The 18779-nt window shown below is 50.0% G+C and carries 17 protein-coding genes; 5 read left to right on the top strand and 12 right to left on the bottom strand.

Features of this window, described 5'->3' with window-relative positions; genetic code table 11:
* Window positions 1-4 precede the first annotated feature (4 nt).
* The 5 genes from GJJ30_RS23700 to GJJ30_RS23720 all read right to left on the bottom strand — a co-directional run bounded on the left by GJJ30_RS23700 (window position 5) and on the right by GJJ30_RS23720 (window position 5946).
* The gene (locus GJJ30_RS23700; RefSeq protein WP_154177671.1) at window positions 5-670 is read right to left on the bottom strand and encodes an O-methyltransferase; all 666 of its coding nucleotides are present in this window, start codon (window positions 668-670) and stop codon (window positions 5-7) included.
* A gap of 137 nt (window positions 671-807) precedes the next feature.
* Window positions 808-2055 (bottom strand): M16 family metallopeptidase, encoded by a 1248-nt coding sequence (locus GJJ30_RS23705; RefSeq protein WP_154177672.1) that lies wholly within the window; start codon window positions 2053-2055, stop codon window positions 808-810.
* Between the two features lie 198 nt (window positions 2056-2253).
* Window positions 2254-2601, bottom strand: a complete 348-nt coding sequence (locus GJJ30_RS23710) for a hypothetical protein (RefSeq protein ID WP_154177673.1) — start codon at window positions 2599-2601, stop codon at window positions 2254-2256.
* 301 nt (window positions 2602-2902) lie between these two features.
* Window positions 2903-5623 carry an FtsX-like permease family protein gene (locus GJJ30_RS23715; RefSeq protein WP_310588374.1) on the bottom strand — a complete coding sequence of 907 codons (2721 nt, stop codon included), beginning with the start codon at window positions 5621-5623 and terminating at the stop codon, window positions 2903-2905.
* Complete coding sequence (locus GJJ30_RS23720; protein ID WP_154177674.1) at window positions 5620-5946, bottom strand: PadR family transcriptional regulator; 327 nt, start codon at window positions 5944-5946, stop codon at window positions 5620-5622. The genes GJJ30_RS23715 and GJJ30_RS23720 overlap by 4 nt, the downstream gene beginning before the upstream one ends.
* A 342-nt stretch (window positions 5947-6288) precedes the next feature.
* On the opposite strand from GJJ30_RS23720, the gene GJJ30_RS23725 reads away from it, so the two are divergent.
* A complete protein-coding gene (locus tag GJJ30_RS23725; protein ID WP_154177675.1) occupies window positions 6289-7284 on the top strand; it encodes a glycosyltransferase family 9 protein in 996 nt (331 codons plus the stop codon).
* A gap of 89 nt (window positions 7285-7373) precedes the next feature.
* On the top strand, window positions 7374-8240 hold the full coding sequence (locus GJJ30_RS23730) for a mechanosensitive ion channel family protein (RefSeq protein WP_154177676.1): 867 nt from the start codon (window positions 7374-7376) through the stop codon (window positions 8238-8240).
* An 8-nt stretch (window positions 8241-8248) separates the two neighbouring features.
* On the opposite strand, the gene GJJ30_RS23735 is transcribed toward GJJ30_RS23730, so the two are convergent.
* From GJJ30_RS23735 to GJJ30_RS23755, 5 genes are all read right to left on the bottom strand, one after another.
* The gene (locus GJJ30_RS23735; RefSeq protein WP_154177677.1) at window positions 8249-9034 is read right to left on the bottom strand and encodes a hypothetical protein; all 786 of its coding nucleotides are present in this window, start codon (window positions 9032-9034) and stop codon (window positions 8249-8251) included.
* Window positions 9035-9179: 145 nt separating this feature from the next.
* Window positions 9180-10583 carry a tetratricopeptide repeat protein gene (locus GJJ30_RS23740; RefSeq protein ID WP_154177678.1) on the bottom strand — a complete coding sequence of 468 codons (1404 nt, stop codon included), beginning with the start codon at window positions 10581-10583 and terminating at the stop codon, window positions 9180-9182.
* A 182-nt stretch (window positions 10584-10765) separates the two neighbouring features.
* Window positions 10766-11797: an SDR family NAD(P)-dependent oxidoreductase gene (locus GJJ30_RS23745; RefSeq protein WP_154177679.1), complete on the bottom strand. Its 1032-nt coding sequence runs from the start codon at window positions 11795-11797 to the stop codon at window positions 10766-10768.
* Window positions 11778-12296 carry a hypothetical protein gene (locus GJJ30_RS23750; protein WP_154177680.1) on the bottom strand — a complete coding sequence of 173 codons (519 nt, stop codon included), beginning with the start codon at window positions 12294-12296 and terminating at the stop codon, window positions 11778-11780. Before GJJ30_RS23750 ends, GJJ30_RS23745 begins: the two co-directional genes overlap by 20 nt.
* Entirely contained in the window at window positions 12271-13365 is a 1095-nt protein-coding gene (locus tag GJJ30_RS23755; protein ID WP_229313380.1) for an AAA family ATPase, read from the bottom strand. The genes GJJ30_RS23750 and GJJ30_RS23755 overlap by 26 nt, the downstream gene beginning before the upstream one ends.
* A gap of 169 nt (window positions 13366-13534) precedes the next feature.
* Between GJJ30_RS23755 and metG the strand changes: the two genes are divergently transcribed.
* The gene (gene metG, locus GJJ30_RS23760) at window positions 13535-15616 is read left to right on the top strand and encodes a methionine--tRNA ligase (RefSeq protein WP_154177682.1); all 2082 of its coding nucleotides are present in this window, start codon (window positions 13535-13537) and stop codon (window positions 15614-15616) included.
* A 561-nt stretch (window positions 15617-16177) separates the two neighbouring features.
* On the opposite strand, the gene pth is transcribed toward metG, so the two are convergent.
* Window positions 16178-16738: an aminoacyl-tRNA hydrolase gene (gene pth, locus GJJ30_RS23765; protein WP_154177683.1), complete on the bottom strand. Its 561-nt coding sequence runs from the start codon at window positions 16736-16738 to the stop codon at window positions 16178-16180.
* A gap of 117 nt (window positions 16739-16855) precedes the next feature.
* Here pth and pyrR point away from each other — a divergent pair, with 117 nt between their 5' ends.
* Window positions 16856-17395, top strand: a complete 540-nt coding sequence (gene pyrR / locus GJJ30_RS23770; protein ID WP_154177684.1) for a bifunctional pyr operon transcriptional regulator/uracil phosphoribosyltransferase PyrR — start codon at window positions 16856-16858, stop codon at window positions 17393-17395.
* A gap of 20 nt (window positions 17396-17415) precedes the next feature.
* Here pyrR and GJJ30_RS23775 read toward each other — a convergent pair whose 3' ends face one another.
* Entirely contained in the window at window positions 17416-17727 is a 312-nt protein-coding gene (locus GJJ30_RS23775) for a hypothetical protein (protein WP_154177685.1), read from the bottom strand.
* A 296-nt stretch (window positions 17728-18023) separates the two neighbouring features.
* Here GJJ30_RS23775 and GJJ30_RS23780 point away from each other — a divergent pair, with 296 nt between their 5' ends.
* On the top strand, window positions 18024-18743 hold the full coding sequence (locus GJJ30_RS23780) for a head GIN domain-containing protein (protein WP_154177686.1): 720 nt from the start codon (window positions 18024-18026) through the stop codon (window positions 18741-18743).
* Window positions 18744-18779 lie beyond the last annotated feature (36 nt).

Here is an 18779-nt window from a genome sequence, read left to right on the forward strand (position 1 = left end):
GCTGTTATTGTTTGTAAATCATCATTAAACCGTCCCGAACGGGTAACAGAACCTGCTCGACGCGCGGATCTTCACTGACTTTGCGGTTAAAATCAAGCACAGCTTGCGTGTCTTTGTCGGCCCTTCGTTCGGCTGCGGTTCGTCCGGCACCAATCGGCTGCACAACCTTCCCGCTCCACAATACATTGTCAGCTAAAATAATGCCACCGGTTCGCACTTTGTCGAAAACCAGATCGTAGTACCGACTATAATTTTCCTTATCGGCGTCAATAAAAACCAGGTCGAACGGCCCATCAATTTCGGGGATCAGTTCGGTGGCAATTCCCAGCCGCAGATCGATCCGATGACCGACCGGCGACTGATTCCAGTACGAGCGGATGAAACTTTCCAGTTCGTCGTCTTTTTCAAGGGTAATCAGCACGCCATCGTCGGCAAGTCCTTCGGCCAGGCAAAGGGCAGAATACCCGGTAAACGTGCCGATTTCGAGAATCCGGCGGGGGCGAAGCATCCGGGAAAACATCGAAAGTGTCCGTCCCTGCAAGTGGCCCGACAACATCCGGGGATAGAGCATCCGGGCGCGGGTATTGCGGTTGAGCTGGCGCAGCAATTCACTTTCGGGCGAGGTGTGCGCTTCGGAATAAGCTGAAATGTCAGGTGGCAAAAAATCCATGCCTGGTAACCGTGGATTTAGGCAGATGAAAATAAAACCGGTAGTAATGTAAAAATACGACTATTCTGTTAACGGGAATGAGTCGGGACTATTTTATAATTGTTCCGGTGAAAGTTTGCGAAAAGGAAAGAATGATGTTACTCGTCCTCATCCGGTTCGGGCAGGAAGGTCAGGTAGCTCAGGCGGTTTTCGTCGAACATCTCGTTGGCCAGCTCCTGCAGCAAACCGGCATCGACCTGCCGGATTTCGTTGAAAATTTCTTCCAGCGAATCCAGTTTACCGGTGTCCAGAATGCTTTTTCCCATCGTGAGCATGAAACTCTGGTTGCTCTCTTCCGACATGGCCAACTGTCCCATCAACTGCTCTTTGGTGTTGTGCAGTTGAAGCTTCGTGAGCGTTTTTTCGCGCAATCCCTTCAGTTCGCGGCTGATGAGGGCGTTGCTCCGGTCGAGGTGTTTCTGGTCGGTACCGAAATAAATTCCCAGAAAACCAGTATCCAGAAATGGCGTGTAGCTGGCTTCGACCGAATAAACCAGTCCGTATTTTTCGCGCAGGTTCATATTCAGGCGCGAGTTCATACCCGGCCCACCAAGCAGGTTGACCAGCATGAAAAACGGCAACCGGCGCGAATCGGTCAGGGCGTACGACGGGCGACCGATGGCGCATTGGGCCTGCGTGATGGGTCGCTCAACCGTCACGCGTTGCGGTTCGTAGTTTTCGGGCGCCAACCGTTTCCGTTCCGAGGTCCGGTGCGGAATGTCGCTCAAATATTTGGCGGCAATTTTTTTGACCTTGCTGAACGGCATGTTGCTCACCGACGAAAAAACCACCTGCTCGGTGTTCAGATTTTCGCCGATAAACTGCTGGAGCTGCTCGCGGGTGAACGAGCGGACGGTTTCGGGCGTGCCGAGGATGTTGCCGCCCAGCGGGTGATTTTTGAAAACCACCTGATCGAAATCGTCCTGCAGGGCATCTTCCGGCGAGTCGTAGTACATCGCCATTTCTTCCAGAATGACGCTCCGCTCTTTCTCGATCTGCTTTTCGGGAAACACCGAATGAAAGGCAATATCGGCCAGCAATTCCGTCGCTTTTTCGAAATGCAGGCCCAGAACCGACGCGTGAAAGCAGACTTTTTCCTTGGTCGTATAGGCGTTTAACTCACCCCCAACGGTTTCGAGCCGGTTGATGATGTGAAAGGATTTGCGTTTTTTGGTGCCCTTGAACGCCATGTGTTCCCAGAAATGGGCCAGACCTTCCTGCTGGGGGAGTTCGTCGCGGCTGCCAATGTCGAGCATGATGCCGCAGTGGGCAATTTGGGTATGCGGTACTTGTTTATGAACAATCCGGATTCCGTTCGGTAACGTATAAACTTCGTAATCTTCCATTCGTTTCCAACCCTGTTTTGCATCACGGGGTCTAATGACAATCGATACCGGCGGTTTTGTGACTGCGGGTATAGAATAAAGAACTAAATTTAATCAAAGATTAGTTCATCGCAATACAACTGAATACGCAAACGGTGAGAAAGAAAAAGCACCGCTTGTCCGGCGATGCTTTTTTCGTAAGAAACTCTTACTCCAATTTTATAGCGGCTTCAATCCAACCGGTTTTACCTTCTGAAACCGCAGCACCAACACCGTACCGGCAACGACAACTAAGCCCAGCGCCGATGACAACAGCCAGGGCATTTCGTTGGGCGGCAGCGTCAGGCCGACGGATTGAAACGCCCGGTATTTGATCATCTCTTTCTCCAGAACATTGCGGTTCGAAATGTCGAAGGTGCGATCGAACTGGATTTTGCGGCCATCCTGATGTCCGTTAATCCGGATCGAGAGCGTTTGTCCGTTGTCGACCAACCGGGTTTGCAGCACGGTATGGGCCATAGCAAGCGGGCCAATAATTAATAAGAAAGCAAGCAGGAGCGTTTTCATGTTTTAAAAAATGAACAATCTTTAAAAAATGAACAATGAATAATTAATAATGAACAGACACTGTCGACATCCAATGTTCATTATTCATTTGTTAATTAGTACTGTACAAAGGATTGGTTTTACCCGAATATTCTTTGGATGTTGGGATAAAACTTCCGCTTACAAATGCTATTTTTATTCAATTAATGAAGGTGTGTACAAAACCGCAGCCGAATAAAATGGAAGTAAAAGTCCGTTTTACCAACCGGTTTTAAATCTTTCGTACAGTACTAATCGTTAATTATTCATTGTTAATTGTTAATTATTCGGAACGCAGTGACTTCACCGGGTTCACCAGCGCGGCTTTGATGGTTTGGAAACTGACTGTGGCCAGCGCAATCAGAACGGCGGACAGACTCACACCGATGAATACCCAGAAACTGATCTGAATCCGCACCAGGTAATTGTCCAGCCACGTATTCATCAGAAACCAGGCAATTGGCAGGGCGATCAGGAGGGCAATCAGCACCAGTTTGACAAAATCGCGCGACAGTACCACGATGATGTTCGGGATGCTGGCACCCATCACTTTCCGGATTCCGATCTCTTTCGTCCGCTGTTCGATCACCATCATCGCGACGGCAAACAGCCCCAGGCAGGATAACAAAATGGCAATTCCAGACGCCAGACTGCATATTTTGGCCATTTGTTCCTCGTTCTGGTACCAGGCATCGACGTTTTCATCCATGAACGAACCGATAAATTCCGACTGCGGAGCCACTTCCTGCCAGACGGTTTTCAGCTTCTCAATCGAGCCCGCCAGACTCTGCGGAGTGACGCGGACGAAGATGTAGTGAATGGTTTCTGAATGGGAAATGTGCAGCGTAATGGGCTGCTTGTTGTCGGCCAGGGAATACAAATGGAAATCCGGAATGACCCCGATAATTTCCGATTTGGTATTGGTGGAGTCTCCATCGTCGCCCAGAAACAGGCCAACCGGATTGGGTTCCCCCAGCATTTTAGCCATGCTTTCGGTAATAATAACCCGTTTAATCGAATCCGTCGAGTAGGAGCGGCTAAAATCGCGGCCAGCCAGCGGCTTTATATTCAGGGTTTTAAGGTAATCATAATCGACCAGCAATTGGTCCGAGCTGACATCTTTTCCCTTGTATTTAAAGCCAACGGAAGTGCGCGAACTGACCCGGTCTTTCCCCTTGCCGATGTTTACGCTGGTACCCGTTACGGCCAGTACCGAAGGATCATTTGCCAGTTTGTTCCGCAAGCGCCCGAGCACCTGCCGCCCATCTACCTGATTGCCCACCGGAATGCTGATCACCTGTTCTTTTTCAAAACCGAGTGGCCGGGTGCGCAGGTAATCCACCTGCTGGGCGGCAATAATGGTGCAACAGGCCAGCAGACACGACATTGCGAATTGCGTAACGATCAGGGAGTTGCGTAAAATGCCGGGCCGCTTCATCGACAGTTTGCCTTTCAGCACTTCCACCGCGTTGAACTTCGCCATTTGCCAGGCCGGGTACCCTCCGGCGATGAGGGTAACGAGCGCAAATACCCCGGCAATCATACCCAGAAAACCGGGTTTGAACATGTATTCCAGTTTCAGTCGACCACCGAAGGTCGCATTGAACTGAGGCATCAGGAGATACGTGAGGAGCAATCCCACCAGAAAACCGATCAGGCAGAGGACGGTCGATTCGCCCCAGATCTGGGCAAAAAGCTGGTTTTTGAGCGCACCCAACGATTTTCGGACCCCAACCTCCCGGGCGCGGGTGAACGACCGGGCGATGCTCAGGTTGATGAAATTGATGCAGGCAATCAGCAGAATAAAAAAGGCCATGCCCAAGAGCGTGTAAACAATGGCAATCGGGGCCCCTCTTCCGTTGGAAATTTCCCGGTCGAAATGCACATTGGCAAGTTTTTGCAACCGGACGGCGAGCATATCGCCCCGTTGGTCGGGCTGGGCTTTTTTCTTTTTAAGCTCCTCCAGTGCGCGCGGGAAGTATTTCTGGGCAAACGGTTTCAGGCGGTTTTCAAACGTCGCCTGATCGATCTGGGGCGGTAATTTTACGTAAGTGGTATAAAAATAAGCATCCCAATTATCTTTACCTGCCTGATAACCAGGCAAACTTTCAATTCGAATGAGGGCATCGTACTGAATCGACGAGTTGTTGTAGGGGGGATCGCCGATGACGCCGGTGACCACGTACTGCTTCTGATCGGCATCGCGGCCCACCAGCACGGTTTTTCCCATCGGGTTTTCGGTGCCAAAAATGGTCATCGCCATGTTTTCACTCAGAACGATGCTGCTGAGGTCTCGAAGCGCGATGTCCCGGTTTCCCCTGATCAACGGAAATGAAAAAATCTTCAGAAAGTCCGGGTCGGTTTGCAGCAGCATCTTATCGAAATACTTGCCTTTGGCTTCAACCAGGCTTTTCCGGCCGCTCGCAATTCGGGTTGCGGCTTCCAGCTCGGGATAATCGGCCTTGAGAGCGGGCGTAAACGGCATGGGCATCTGACCGTTTCGGGTCGCCTTGTCCGGGTTGTTTGAGAAAATATATGTCTGGTAAATCCGGTCACCATCCTGATGCATGGAATCGTAGGTCAACTGCAGGTAGGACGTAAAAAACAGGAAAACACAGACGCAGAACGCCACCGAAAGCCCAACGACGTTGATGGCGGCATAGCCTTTGCTTTTCCAGAGATTACGAAAAGCGATTTTTAAGTAATTACGGAGCATGTCGGGATGGAGAAAGTGAGGTTGATGATGGGAGTTCGATGGATACGGTTGAGCGGTTTTTGAAACCGGTTTTTTCAGGTGGGCGGCCCGGCGTTTCAGGAAATAAGGGCGGCAGAACTTGATGACTTCCAGGACGTAAAACCGGCGGGCTTTGGACACGCCGACTTCCTGAACGTGATCTTCGAATTGCTCGTGCAGATCGCCCAGCAGTTCTTCCAGGAGGTAAGGCGGGCAGAATGCTTTTAGCAGACGATCGGCCCAGGCCGGTGGTTGCGGATTTCTGTTCACGACCAAGACGGGTTAGGAATGGAATCCCAGAGTTCGTTGCGCACCTGCCGCATCTCGCCCAGCGTTTGTTTGCCAGCCGCCGTAATGCCGAATAACCGTTTCCGCCGACCTCCGCGGGCGGCCGTGGCTCCGCCTAATTCCGATTTCACGAAGCCTTTCTCCTCCAGCCGATAGAGCGCAATGTGCACCCCGCTCAGGCTGATGATCCGGTCCGTGCGCTGCTTGAGTTCGGCCGCAATCGTGACGCCGTAAGCCGCACCGTCGAGGACGGCAACGGCCAGTAAAACCAGTTCTTCAAATTCGCCCAGATACGGTCGACCCATGACTGTTTTATTTTCTTGTTATTTGCTAAACAAATGCCTTGCCAAAATTGCAATACCGGCTTTTCGGCAAAAGCAGGCAGTTTTTTGCACGTCGGAAATCGAACGAATGTCCAGAAACGGACAGCGGTTTGTACAGTAATGGACAGATGGAACGAGTGATAAATAGTTGAAATAATGACCCTATGTGCCAACTACACTACCAGCCGGTTTTTTGATTGAAACCCTAAAAAAGATGAGTTCAGTAGAAGAATACCGTTTCCGGCTTTTGGACTCAACGTTTTTTTTATATACTATTGAACTGATTAACTTGCTGAGTTGTAAAGCTGTCCTTAACCTTGCTAAATGAACAAGCCGCACCGGTTTCTTATTGTCCAAACCGCTTTTATCGGCGATGTCATCCTGGCCACTTCACTGGTTGAAAAACTTCATTTTCATTTTCCGGATGCCACCATCGATTTGCTGCTTCGGAAAGGCAATGAAGGTCTACTGAAAAACCATCCTTATTTGAATGAAGTCCTGATTTGGGACAAAAAAAAGAATAAATACCGCGATTTGCTGCGTTTGATCCGGATCATTCGTCCGCGCCGGTACGACAAAATCATTAATCTTCAGCGGTTTGGGGCAACCGGATTGTTGACGGCCTTATCGGGAGCCGTCGAAACCATTGGTTTTGATAAAAATCCGTTTTCCCGGTTTTTTACCCGCCGGGTCGAGCACCGGATTGCGCCCGATATTCACGAAATTGACCGCAATACGGAATTGGTCAGTTGGTTCACCAACCGGTCCGCACTGAAACCCCGACTCTATCCATCGACGGAAGATATCAACCGGGTCAAACCGTATCAGAATAAATCGTACCTCTGCATTGCGCCCACGTCAGTCTGGTTTACAAAACAGTATCCCGAAGAAAAATGGGTGGAATTTCTGCGGCAATTACCGGATCATTTAACGGTTTATATGCTGGGCGCACCGGCAGATTCGAACGCCATTGACCGAATCCGACAGAACGTGAATAGCAAGCGCGTGGTGAATCTGGCCGGCCAATTGTCGTTTCTGGAATCGGCCGCTTTAATGAAAGGTGCGCAGATGAATTTCGTCAACGACTCGGCGCCGATGCACCTGGCGTCGGCGGTGAATGCGCCAACAACGGCCATTTTTTGCTCAACCATTCCCCAATTTGGATTTGGTCCGCTGGCCGATGAGTCACATCTGGTTGAAATTGAGGAGATTCTCGAATGCCGACCCTGCGGCCTGCACGGGCGTCCGGAATGTCCGCTGGGGCATTTCCAATGCGCTTACGGCATTCGGACGCAGCAATTGATGGAGAAGCTGCCTTAACAACCGATTGCCTGCTCCCTGGCCCAACTGCTGAAACACATCCGGTGCATTCCCGGTTTTTACCGTATTTATTGTCGTATTTTGCGCCTATGCTGAATTTAGGAGAAGTCGTGCGACTCATCTTCGAGCGCCTGGAAAGTTGGGCCAAAGCCGCCGTGATCTCGTTGCCGAATCTGGCGGTGGCCATTCTGGTGATACTGGTTTTTAATTTTGTTTCCCGGTATTTTCGTCGGCTGGTGGTGCGGGGTTTCGACCGGTTTAGCAACAATTTATCGCTCATCAACCTGACCGGCACCGTCTCCCAACTGGCAGTAATGGCCCTGGGAATCTTTATTGCACTGGACGTACTGGGCCTCGAAAAAACCGTAGCCTCCCTGCTGGCGGGTGCTGGCGTTCTGGCGCTGGCGATCGGTTTTGCCTTTCAGGATCTGACGGCCAACTTCATTTCGGGTACGATCATTGCGCTTCAGCGGCCCATTGAAGTCGGTGACGTGGTGGATACGAACGGTTTTCAGGGGCGGGTTGTCAGCATCAAACTGCGCTCGATTGTGCTGGATAATTCAGCGGGGCAAACCATCGAAATTCCGAGTAAAGACGTTTTTCAGAAACCCATCACCAATTTTTCGCGGTCGGGCGAACGGCGAATCGAGCTAACGGCGGGCGTTTCGCACCTTGATGATCTGAGCAAAGCCCAGCAGGTGGCCATTACGGCCGTGAAGGCGCTGCCGTTTATCCGGAAAGACAAGCCGGTTGAAATGCATTACAAGGGCGTTTCGCTCGAAATGTTCCAGTTTCTGATTTGGTTCTGGATCGATCCCACCAAAGCCGACGCCAACAAGGCGCTGAGCGAAGCCATCAAAGCCGTGAAGAAGGCCTTTGACGAAAACGACGTGCTGATGCTGTTTCCAGCGCATACGTACGACCTCAAAAAGCGGTCAACTCACGCTTCCGAATAACTTTTCCGTTAATAAGTTTCGTATTCGTACGTTTCCATAACCGTTGCATTGTCGGCTTGTACGCGTCTGACGGGCAGGTTGTTATCGTAAACGTAGCGGTATTCGGTCACGGACGGTTTCGTCAGTTTTCCCGCTTCGACCTGATAAGTCGATGCTCGGATGCAATTGTTTTTTGACCAGCTCGCCTGATCGAAAATCGGGCAATCGGCCAGGTTATACGGATTCGGCTTGCTGTCGTATTCATACACGATCCGGCGCGTTGTGGTGCTGGCGGCCGTACTCCGTTGCAGGGGAGTGGTCGTCACGGTTTCTTCAATCAGATTACCGCCTGTATCGTACCGGTATTGGGTGTTGCTCAGCGTGATGGGCGACGTTCCGGCGGTTTCGCCCCGTACGGCGTAGGTATACCGCTGACGGCCTACAATCTGACCGGCGGCATTGTAGAGAAGTGAATCGGAAAAAAAGAGCGATTTGCCCGGCTTGGCCACCGAATTTCCCTGGCGGAGCAGGTAGCGTTCTTTTGAATTCAGGCGGCCTTCCGCGCTGTAATTATATTGTTCCGAAAAACCGTAGTTCCAGGGGGTTTCGGGATTTTGGTATTGCATCGAATAAGTGGCCAGTTTCCCGCCGGTGCTGTAACCATGCTGAATCTGGCTGAGTGGCGTTTGTTCGCGGGTCAGTTCTTCTTTAATCAGTTTGCCTTTGGCATCGTACGAAAACTGCCGGACGCTCCCGTCGGAATAGGTGATTCGTTTGAGTCGATTCTGGGCAACCGCCGGTTGAATACTGATCAAGCCGATTACTAAGCTGAAAAAAAAGAAGGAACAAAACTTTTTTTGCATAACGCTGGAGAAGAATAAGGTTTACGAGTCGATTGCAAAAACTATGCCCGTAAAAAAAGCCACCCTGAAAGAGCGGCTTTTAAAAAGAAATGTCGATTTAGTTTTTACGGTATTGCTCGATGATTTTGTAGAGCGCTTTCTGTTTTTCCAGCTCCGGAAAAAAATCAAACAATTGAATGTGCAGGTCGTAATTGAGCGTTAAAGCCGCTTCCAGGCTGACCAGGGCTTCGCGATACATTCCGGCGTGAATCAGGTAAATGACGGCCCGGTAGTATAAATCGGCTTCCTGCGGCAGCTCTTCGATGCCCATTTCAATGATTTCGTGCGCCCGGGTAAAGTCGCCCTGATCGAACAGCACCAGCGACCACTGCAAATAGACGTCCACATTGGTCGGATCGGCTTCCACGGCTTTTTCAAACGCTTCGATACTCGACACGCCGTTTCCTAATTTGTATTCGGTTTCGGCCAGTGCGAGCCAGTATTCGGCATTTTTTTCGTTCAGTTTCAGCGCTTTCCGCAAAAACGGAATGGATTCGTGCCACTTGCCCAGTTCGCTCAGACAGACGCCGATGCCGTAATAGCCTTCGTCCCACAATTTGTCCAGGTGAACGGCGTCGCGGTAGCGGGTGATGGCTTCGCCGAAGCGGTTTTGTTTCTCCAGACTGGCGCCCAGGTAACAATACGTTTCGGGCGTCGCTTCTTCGTATTTCAGCGTATTCCGGTAGGCTTCTTCGGCCTTCACAAATTCGCCCAGGTTCATGTAGGTGTTGCCCAGATTGAAGTAGGCCGACGCAAAATCTTCCTTGATAATGGTCGCGTAATCGTAGGCTTCGGCCGCGTCTTTGTAGCGGTTAAGTTTGCTGTAGGCAATCCCGATATTGTACCAGGCATTGTGCGAATACGGATCGCGGTCGATCAACTGCTGGTAATAATCCAGACTATTTTCCAACTCGCCCATCAGATCGAGGCAAAACGCCAGCTCGTACAGGGAATTTTCGTTGTTGATGTTGTAATTGATCGACGTCTTGTAACTCTCGATGGCCTGTCCGTATTTCCCCCAGTTCTGGTACGTTTGCCCAATCTGGAAGTGAATGTCGTCCTTGTCGTCGGCGGTTTCCAGCAAATCCGTCAGAATCTCGATGGATTGTTCGTAATTACCGGCCAGGTTGCTGATGGTCCCCTGCATGTACTGAATATCCGGGTCACTGGGATTATACAGGGCGGCTCTGTCGAGCAGATTCAGGGCGGTTTCATACTTGCCGTTGGTGGCCAATAACTGGGCTTTGTCCAGCATCAATTCCAGCGAGTAGGGGAAATTGTCGAGTCCGGCTTCGCACGCTTTCATGGCCTTGTCGAGGTCGCCCTCTTCCATGTAATGCTCGACCATCTGCTCGTAGACATCCAGATCAAAGAACTGGTTTTCGGAGCCATTCAGCATACTCTCAAATCGCTGTAACGAGGCCTTTATTTCGCTTTCTCTTTCCTCAAACTCTTGCTCCATATTCACTTCGTACAGGGGTTACGTATATACTATACACCACTATTCAGCGTGGAAATGTAGTAGAAATATACAACTAATAATCTATTCTGCAAGTATTCCAGCAAAAAATGTAGGCAGTGGTTTCAGGCGGTTTTTCGCATGAATTGGCGCTCAGGAATTTAGATCGGATTCGCGGGCCGGGGTCACTGCTTTTGTTTGAAAAACACAGAAATCCGTTGAATCGTTTCGTCGATTTTGCGGTACCGGAACGGGAGCCGGTTTTCGATCTTCTGCCCGTTATACTGGTAGGAGCCCGAAGCCGACCGGGCGGTTTCGCGCGTAATCAGCGGAGCCTTGCCCGTAAACCAGGAACGGACGGCCTCCAGCGGCCAGAGCAATTGCGTGAGTTTGGGGGAGACGCGATACCGGGGTCTTTTCTTTTCCAGCGCATCCGCCAGTTTATCCAGAAAGGTTTTATACGGCAGGCTTTGGGCGCTTAGAATAAAGCGTTCCGCCGTAATGTCGCTCTGCATCAACTGAAAAACCGCTTCGGCCACGTCGCGCACATCCACCAGGTTGACAATTCCGGCCGGATAAAACGGTTTTTCGTCGAAAGCGTATTTAAAAAGCTGCGTGCTGCTCCGCGTCCAGTCGCCCTCGCCCAGCACCAGCGCCGGATTGACAATCACGGCGTCGAGTCCTTCGGCCACACCCCGCCAGACCTCCAGTTCGGCGCGGTATTTGGTTTGGCCGTAAAACGAATTCTGGGGAGATTCTTCCCAGCGCTGCTCCTCATCGATTACGATGGTCGCGGTTGCCGCATCTCCCTTGATGGCCGGGCGACCCACGGCAGCCACTGAACTGACGTAACCGAGCTTCCGGACGCCTTTTGCCAGGCAGGTGTTTACCACATTAGCGGTTCCTTCCACATTGACCTTGTCCATGCGATCCCGGTCTTTCGGCGAATAGGAAATCATGGCGGCCACGTGCACCACATCCACCGTGCCGTGGGCCAGCGCCGTCTGGAGCGCTTCTTCCAGGGCCGGAATATCCAGAATATCGCCTTCGAGCCAGGTTACGCGGTTTTTAATATCGGTCACCAGATGCAGGTCGCTGTCGGCACGCCTGAGCGCGGCCACTTTCAGCCCCGCGTCGAGGTATCGCCGGATGATGTGACTGCCGATGAGGCCGTTGGCGCCGGTGACGAGGGTGATATCAGGTTGTGAGGAAGTCATTCAGAATGTTTTCTAGGGTAATAAAACCGGGTGCCTGGCGGTTTTTGAGTTCGGTGAGGAGTTGAAGGTAGTTGGGGTCTGAGCCAATGGTAGTTCGTTTTACGGATTTACAAAATTCGCGAAGTTCCGGGCTGAATCCATAATTAGCGACATCAATACTCACTTCATTCGCATTCCAGAGTAGAAACGAATCAACGGCTTTATCCAACATTATGAGATGTTGATCTGTGCCGGTTTTCTTTCCACATGTTATTCTATTGATAGCCTGATTGAATGTGAAATCATCAAAATAAGGAGGTCTATACTTAGGTTTGTAGGTCACATCCCGATCAATTATTCCAACGATTTTATAGGTTGGTTGATTTATGGATGCGCTTTTCATTGCTTTTACAACATTGTGGACACCAAAACTATGGTCAATTACAGTAGCAGATGGAAGAAGCAGTGTTACCAGTGCCGTATCTGCAAAGCACTCAGGCAGAAACAGAACGTCCGGCATTGGGGATAAATTTGTCCAGGTTAAAGAAGACATCCGTACTGAAATCAAGAATATGACGCAGATCTTCAGTCGTCAGCGCATGTACTTTGGTTTCATAGTTTTCGTAGTATGTTACAAAGACGTTCAGTTGGTCTTCTTCAAAATTTTCAATAAAGGTATGCAGCAGGTATGGGCTATGCGTTGAAATAAAGAACTGATTTTCAGTGCTGTAAATCATTCGGTATGCCAACTCCTGCGTATAAGGAGGAAACGAATGAACTTCGGGTTCTTCCAGGACAATTACTGAATCCTTGTTTGATTCAATGGCAGTTATATAAAACATAAACCGCCGGAAGGTGTCGGCTATTGAGAAAAAAGGATATTGAGTAACGTACGGTCCTTCCTTTTTCTGTAGGATAAACTCTTGCTTTGCGTCGAATAAGACAAGTTCTAATTGCTGTTCAGTGAATAACTGTGCAAACTCGCTCCATAAATCTTTATTCCTTCTGACCACCTCATATAGATTTGGCCCTTGAGGAGGTAATAGAAAGCTGGAAAATAGATTTTCAAATTTGGTTAAGTTATCAAAATCGTATTTTTTGATATTACTAAGATTTTGAAATGGAGCTACATTATTTGTTTTACTGATAAATTCACCGTTCTGCTTTAGAGTGAATTTATGTAATGCAGTCATATGTAAATCATCGGTGAGTTCAAAGGCAAATTGTCTTATTATTGATTGGAGCCTATTGCTTTCGGCTCTGAAATAGTTGTATTTCACCCCAGATTCATCTAAACTATTCAATCTAAGTAAAAGGGCAGCTTCATTGTCAGTTATAATTTGAATAAGTTGTGTCGCATCATTGTCATAAAATATATGTTTTAAATCTTCATAGCGGACAAAACCGTTTAAAAAAGATCCTATACTATATTCCGCTCCCAACAACCCCAGCGCTTCCAGAATATTCGATTTCCCGACGTTCGGTTTGCCGATGAAGACGTTTACCCGCTTGCAGTCGAGCCGCAGGTCCTTGATCGACTTGAAGTTTTTGATTTCAACCCAGTTCAGGAAATTTGTCGTGCTTTCCATGTTATTATCCATAACCGCCCGTTCGCGAGCATTTGCGTAAACATAACAACGTTTACCGCCGATTTGCTAATTTCGCGCCAAAATTAGGTTTGAAGTTGACGAGTTACTTTTGGGAACCGCCGTTTGTTTCCCGTATAAACCGTAAACGGAAAACCGTAAACCGACCAACATGTCACTCGAAAATCCGCAACGCTATACCGTCACGGCGGCCCTGATTTACGCCAACGGCCCGATTCACATCGGACACATCGCCGGTTGTTACCTGCCCGCCGATATTTACGTGCGGTATCTGCGGGCCACCGGCAAGGACGTGGCCTTCATCAGTGGCACCGACGAACACGGCGTACCCATTACCATCCGCGCGCAGAAAGAGGGCATTACGCCCCAGGAAGTGGTGGATAAATATTACGTGCAGATCAAACGTTCGTTTGAGGAATTCGGGATTTCGTTCGACCTGTATTCGCGGACGTCGAAACCGATTCACCACGAAACCTCGCGGGAGTTTTTCCTCAATCTGTACAATTCTGGAAATTTTACGGAAGAAATCACCGAACAGTATTACGACGAATCGGCGAAGCAATTTCTGGCCGACCGCTACATCGTGGGCGTTTGCCCGGTTTGTGGAAACCCCAATGCATACGGTGACCAGTGCGAAAACTGCGGATCCACGTTGAGCCCCACGGAGTTGAAAGAACCGCTGCGCTCGATGCTCTCCGGTTCCAAACCGGTTTTGAAGGCCACCAAAAACTGGTACTTGCCGCTGGACCGGATGCAACCGCGCATCGAAGAATACGTCAACAGCCATCCGGAGTGGAAAACCAATGTGATGGGGCAGTGCCAGTCGTGGCTGAAAGAGGGGCTGCGGCCCCGGGCCATGACCCGCGACCTCGACTGGGGCATCAAAGTGCCGCTGCCCGATACCGAAGGCAAGGTGCTGTACGTCTGGTTCGATGCGCCGATCGGCTACATTTCGATGACGAAGGAATGGGCCGAGCAACAGGGCCGCGACTGGGAGCTTTACTGGCGCGATAAGGACACGAAACTGGTTCATTTTATCGGGAAAGACAACATCGTGTTCCACTGCATCATTTTCCCGGCGATGCTGATGCACGAAGGCAGTTACATCCTAGCCGACAATGTACCCGCCAACGAGTTCATGAACCTGGAAGGCGACAAAATTTCGACTTCGCGGAACTGGGCGGTCTGGCTGCACGAATACCTCGATGAACTGCCAGGTAAACAGGATGTGTTGCGGTATGTGCTGGCGGCCAATGGCCCCGAAACCAAAGACAGCGAGTTTACATGGAAGGATTTTCAGACCCGCAACAACAGCGAGCTGGTGGGCATTTTTGGTAATTTTGTGAACCGGGCGGTGGTGCTGACGCAGAAATTCTGCGAAGGAAAAGTGCCGACGAGGGGCGAACTGACCGGAACCGATCAGGCGGTTCTGGACGAGCTGGCGCAGTTTCCGGACCGGATCGGTCAGGCGATTGAGCAATACCGGTTCCGGGAAGCATTGACCTATTTAATGGATCTGGCGCGGCTGGGCAATAAATACCTGGCCGAAACCGAGCCGTGGAAAGTCGCCAAAACCGATCTGCCGCGCGTGCAAACCATTCTGAATATTGCCCTCCAGATTTCGGCCAATTTGAGCATCGTCTGTGAGCCTTTTCTGCCATTTACGGCCGAAAAGTTACGCAAGTTACTGAACACCGCGAACAGCACGCCGGAAGATCCGACGGGCACGGCTTTTCACTGGATTAACGCCGGAAAATCAGATTTGCTGCCGCACGGGCACGGATTGGGCGAAGCGGTTTTGCTGTTTGAAAAACTGGAAGATGACGTCATCAATCAACAAATCAATAAACTGCACGAAGCCAAACGCATGAACGAACTGGCCGTCAAAACCGTACCGGAAGCCAAACCGGCGATTCAGTACGACGATTTTGCCAAGATGGATATTCGCATCGGAACGATTCTGGAAGCCGAGCGTGTCCCGAAAAGCGATAAACTCCTGAAGCTGAAAGTGGACGACGGAACCAGTACGCGCCAGATTCTGAGCGGAATTGCCAAGCATTTCGAACCCGAAAAACTCATTGGCGTTCAGGTGACATTCCTGGCCAATCTGGCCCCGCGCAAAATGATGGGACTCGAATCGCAGGGAATGATTCTGATGGCGGAAGACCGCGACGGCAGCCTGTCGCTGATTGGCCCGGACAAGGCGGTTTGGAATGGGGGGGCGGTTTCATAAGACCTGAACTGTCCTGAACTGGGATTTCGCAGATTAAAGGATTAACTGGAATTCGCTACCGCAATCTTTATATCCTATTAATCATTTAATCCGCGCAATCCCAGTTCAGGACTGCTACAAAAAGATAAAGCCTCCCGATCATTGCGAGAGGCTTTATACTGACTATTCCTAAACCCTTAACCTTTTCTTCTTAAAGAACTTATCTTCTTTTTTGTTATATCGTCAGCTCGTTTTCTGTAAGAACTATACTTAAGACGGAACAACATTTCAGAAGTAACAAAACAGAATCAGATTATTCTAAAGTAACGACTAATTTCCTGATTTTGTTCAATTGCCCTTCCGTTGAAGAACAGTACAAATATCGCAATAAATTTTTAGAGTACAAATTTTATTTTTAAATAATATTCCGCTAAGTGCTTGGTATGGTATTGATTTGTAAGACGTTATAGAGCCTTTTCTACGCATTTTATGCGTTATTTTAAAACAAAATACTACAAATCGCACAATTTAGCCAAAGGAAATTTTTATTTAAAAAAATGAAAAAATCTTTAAATAGTTCTATTATTGGTTGAAAAAATTCATCGTGTGCTGCAGGCCGGAAGTACAAAAACTGATGACGGCGTCACCGGCCCGGTCCAGATGCTGCGGCAAGGCTTCCATTTCGTCCGCCGGAAATTTCCCCAAAACGAAATCGACCTGCCGACCTTTCGAAAAATCATTGCCAATTCCGAACCGCAGCCGGGCGTATTCCTGCGTGCCCAGCACCTCGTCGATGCTGCGCAGTCCGTTGTGTCCGCCCGCCGATCCTTTGGGTTTCAGGCGTAATTTTCCGAACGGTAAATCCTTGTCATCCGTAATAACCAGCAGATTTTCAACCGGGATGTCAAACTGTTTCAAATACGAGCTAACAGCCCGACCACTCAGATTCATGTACGTCGTTGGTTTGATCAGGTGAATAATTTTGCCCTTATGACGCCATTCGGCCGTGTAGGCCAGCCGATTCAGTGAAAACGAAAAACCGTATTGAGCCGCCAGGCGATCCACGACCATAAAACCGGCATTGTGGCGGGTCAGCATATATTCCGGGCCAATGTTGCCAAGCCCCGTGATCAGAAATTTCATAGAAAACCGTTTTGAGTTGTCCGTCCAGTGGTAGTGGCTGCAAAGTTCGCAGAAACCTTTCAACAAAAAACACCCGCCGGAAACCGAAAACTGAAAACCGACTACTATCTTTCGTTCATGAATCAAAAACGCCTTATCCTTGCCAGCCCGCTGCTGGAGATTGTTATCAGCCGGTTATGTCAGGAACTGATTGAAAATCATCAGGATTTTGCCGAAACGGTCGTGCTGGGGATGCAGCCGCGCGGCATTTATTTTGCCAAACGGATCGTGCATGAATTGAGTCGGACGTTGCAGAAAGAAATACCGCTGGGTTACCTGGATGCGACTTTTTACCGTGACGATTTTCGCCGGCGGGAATCACCCCTGCGGCCCAACACAACGAATGTGCCGTTTCTGATTGAGAATAAGAAGGTAATTCTGGTCGATGATGTGATTGCAACGGGGCGGATGGTGCGGGCCGCACTCGACTCCATGACGGCTTTTGGTCGCCCTCGTTCGGTGGAATTACTGGTGCTGATCGACCGGCGCTACAACCGCGATCTGCCCATCAAGCCCGATTATATCGGCAAGCGCGTCAACACCCTGGAATCGCAGCGGGTACTGGTTGAGTGGACGGAGCAGGGGGCCGAAACCGATCGGATCTGGTTGATGGAGTAAATGACTGGAAGTGGTTCGGCCTAGAAAACCTCGTTCATCATCCAGCGTTTTGCGTATTGTTTCTCCAGCAAATTCTGCGTTTCCATCGGGCGGTATCCGCCGTTGGATTTCAGCCAGTCCGTCAGCTGGTGCAGCAACTGCTCATCGCTCAGGGCACCTTGTTGCCCGATCAGAATCGTCTGCAGTTTCAGGTCTGCATCCTGGTTGATGCAAACTTTCATCAGTGCATCAACCAGTTCATTCTTCAGGCGCAGGTAATAGCTGATGCTATCGATGACGATGCAGCAAACGACAATCAGAAGAGTTACAAGCAGGGTGATTATATAGAGCATGGTAGTTGGACCGTTTATATGATCGCGGCAGCAAGTTGATCAAATCCTTTATTCCTACCAAATGGTAACCTCCCTGAAAGTCTGTTTTTAACTGCATTATAATTGCAAAAACCGGCGGTTAATGCGGTTTTAATCGCTTCTGCCTCAAGCGGGATTTTAGCGGCATTCTTTACTCTCGTTCGGGTATCAATCGGAACTTATCGAGCGCCGGTAAAAAAGTTTCAGTTTCGCGTAGGGGTACAGTTTCTTACGCGGGTCATAGCGGCATAAAACAACAAATGCACTTACAAATTGCTATGACAACTATGAAATTCTCCGCCATTCTTTCCGCTTTTTTTATGCTGGCCCTGGTGTCGCTGACCTCCTGCGACTTTGAACGAATCGGCCCTTACGAAGAAGACGACCGTTCGTACGGATTGACCAACTTCGATCGCCTGGATATGGGCAGCGCCTTCAACATCACCGTTCGGGCGGGCAGTTCGTACAGCATTGAAGCCCGCGGAAACCGTCGGGACCTCGATGACCTCGATATTTTTACGAGCAACGGCACGCTGCGCGCCAAATACCGGAATAATTCGAGAAACCGCCGGTACGATATGAACATCACCATTACGATGCCGACGCTCAGGGGAGTGGATTTTTCGGGCGCAGCCCGTTCCGACGTGAGCGGTTTTCAGGGCCTGCGCGAGCTGGATATCAAGCTCTCCGGTGCTTCGCGGGCCAGTTTTGATCTCGATGCCGACCGGACCAACATTGATCTGTCGGGGGCATCCGATCTCGATCTGGAAGGAGCCAGCGGTTTATTGATCGGCGATCTGTCGGGCGCCAGTAAAATTGAAGCCTTCGACTATCCGGTCGATGAAGCCGAACTCGATTTATCAGGTGCCAGCACCGCCCGCGTCAAAGTGTCGAAGCGGCTTAATGTAACTGCCAGCGGAGCCAGCAGCGTCCGGTACCGGGGAACACCGGTTATCAAATCCAATACCTCGGGTTCCAGCACGGTCCGGCAGGATTGATGGCTTACCGCAGAGGTTAGAAGTTAGAATAGAGAA

The organism is Larkinella terrae, from assembly GCF_009668025.1.
Classification (GTDB): Bacteria; Bacteroidota; Bacteroidia; order Cytophagales; family Spirosomataceae; genus Larkinella; species Larkinella terrae.

What these genes read in the sequence shown, in the direction of transcription:
- GJJ30_RS23700 (WP_154177671.1), bottom strand. Translation starts at nt 670, where the DNA reads ATGGATTTTTTGCCACCTGACATTTCAGCTTATTCCGAAGCGCACACC.
- GJJ30_RS23705 (WP_154177672.1), bottom strand. Translation starts at nt 2,055, where the DNA reads ATGGAAGATTACGAAGTTTATACGTTACCGAACGGAATCCGGATTGTT.
- GJJ30_RS23710 (WP_154177673.1), bottom strand. Translation starts at nt 2,601, where the DNA reads ATGAAAACGCTCCTGCTTGCTTTCTTATTAATTATTGGCCCGCTTGCT.
- GJJ30_RS23720 (WP_154177674.1), bottom strand. Translation starts at nt 5,946, where the DNA reads ATGGGTCGACCGTATCTGGGCGAATTTGAAGAACTGGTTTTACTGGCC.
- GJJ30_RS23725 (WP_154177675.1), top strand. Translation starts at nt 6,289, where the DNA reads ATGAACAAGCCGCACCGGTTTCTTATTGTCCAAACCGCTTTTATCGGC.
- GJJ30_RS23730 (WP_154177676.1), top strand. Translation starts at nt 7,374, where the DNA reads ATGCTGAATTTAGGAGAAGTCGTGCGACTCATCTTCGAGCGCCTGGAA.
- GJJ30_RS23740 (WP_154177678.1), bottom strand. Translation starts at nt 10,583, where the DNA reads ATGGAGCAAGAGTTTGAGGAAAGAGAAAGCGAAATAAAGGCCTCGTTA.
- GJJ30_RS23745 (WP_154177679.1), bottom strand. Translation starts at nt 11,797, where the DNA reads ATGACTTCCTCACAACCTGATATCACCCTCGTCACCGGCGCCAACGGC.
- GJJ30_RS23750 (WP_154177680.1), bottom strand. Translation starts at nt 12,296, where the DNA reads ATGCCGGACGTTCTGTTTCTGCCTGAGTGCTTTGCAGATACGGCACTG.
- GJJ30_RS23755 (WP_229313380.1), bottom strand. Translation starts at nt 13,365, where the DNA reads ATGGAAAGCACGACAAATTTCCTGAACTGGGTTGAAATCAAAAACTTC.
- metG (WP_154177682.1), top strand. Translation starts at nt 13,535, where the DNA reads ATGTCACTCGAAAATCCGCAACGCTATACCGTCACGGCGGCCCTGATT.
- pth (WP_154177683.1), bottom strand. Translation starts at nt 16,738, where the DNA reads ATGAAATTTCTGATCACGGGGCTTGGCAACATTGGCCCGGAATATATG.
- pyrR (WP_154177684.1), top strand. Translation starts at nt 16,856, where the DNA reads ATGAATCAAAAACGCCTTATCCTTGCCAGCCCGCTGCTGGAGATTGTT.
- GJJ30_RS23775 (WP_154177685.1), bottom strand. Translation starts at nt 17,727, where the DNA reads ATGCTCTATATAATCACCCTGCTTGTAACTCTTCTGATTGTCGTTTGC.
- GJJ30_RS23780 (WP_154177686.1), top strand. Translation starts at nt 18,024, where the DNA reads ATGACAACTATGAAATTCTCCGCCATTCTTTCCGCTTTTTTTATGCTG.